General features: G+C 50.8%; 1 protein-coding gene and 1 pseudogene. Both read left to right on the forward strand.

What is annotated here, in order from left to right; genetic code table 11:
• Positions 1-289 (forward strand): annotated as a pseudogene (locus CX664_RS25040) (hypothetical protein); the annotation flags it as partial.
• Positions 290-407: 118 nt separating this feature from the next.
• Positions 408-1,136, forward strand: a complete 729-nt coding sequence (locus CX664_RS25045) for a tyrosine-protein phosphatase (protein ID WP_101749302.1) — start codon at positions 408-410, stop codon at positions 1,134-1,136.
• The last annotated feature ends 55 nt before the right edge of the window (positions 1,137-1,191 follow it).

Here is a 1,191-nt window from a genome sequence, read left to right on the forward strand (position 1 = left end):
AATTTCAGGAGAGGCGACAACTATGCTGACACAGGGGGCCTATGGCATTCTGGCACTGATGGTGCTGGCGGCAGCCTGGCATGCTATTGCCGCAATGCGTCAGCGTCGTAATCGGATGATGATTGGCATGGGTTTTACCGCTTTTATGGGCATTTTGGCCATTATGATTCACTCAGTGGTGGATTTTAATCTGCAGATTCCGTCTAATGCGGCTTACTTTGTGGTGATGATGGCGCTGGCTTTGTTGGCTCGTTATATGCCGACGCCTGCGGGTAAGGTGCGTCAGTAAAGATTTTTTTTGAACCACAAAGGCACAAAGACACAAAGAAGAGCAAAAGATTGGTAAGAGCAAAGCTCTTACGAAAAATGCTTTACCTTTGTGCCTTTGTGGTGAATAGCTTTTAAACATGATCGATATTCATAACCATATTATCCCCGCCATTGATGATGGCCCCGATACCCTGGAGCAATCCCTGGAACTGCTGCGGATAGCTGAAGCCAATGATATCCAGCGGATGGTCTGTACGCCCCATATGCATCCTGGTCGTTACGATAATGATGTCAACACCATTGCACCTGCCTTTGATGTGCTGGTTGGTCATGTACGGCAAGCTGGCATTGGTGTGCAGCTGGCCATGGGGGCGGAGGTTCGTTTTAGCGATGAACTGATGTTTCAGTTGCGCCAGAAACGTATCCCGATGATCGGGAAGTGGGATGGTTACGACTGCCTGCTGTTGGAAATGCCCCATGCCAATATTCCGGTGGGGATTGAACATATGCTGGAGTGGCTGGATCGACAGCAGGTGCGGGTAGTGATTGCTCACCCGGAACGGAATAAAGAGTTGATGGCTTATCCGGAACGGATCTTCCCGCTGGTAAAACGGGGCGCATTGTTTCAGGTGACTGCCGGTTGTATTCCCGGATTTTTTGGTGAGAAGGCCCAGACTACTGCCCGCTGGTTGCTGGACCATGAGCTGGTGCACTTTGTGGCTTCGGATGCTCATCATGCCAAACGACGGCCTCCGGCTATGAAGGCTGCGGCACAGGTGCTGGATGAGTGGTATGGGAAAGCAGTTCGGGATCAGTTGACGCTGACTAATCCGGATCTGCTGACCTTCTCGCTCTTTGGTGGCTGATGGATTTTTTTTGAACCACAAATGCTCATGACCGACATTTCGGTCACCCCGCACA

Source organism: Endozoicomonas acroporae (assembly GCF_002864045.1).
Classification (GTDB): domain Bacteria; phylum Pseudomonadota; class Gammaproteobacteria; order Pseudomonadales; family Endozoicomonadaceae; genus Endozoicomonas; species Endozoicomonas acroporae.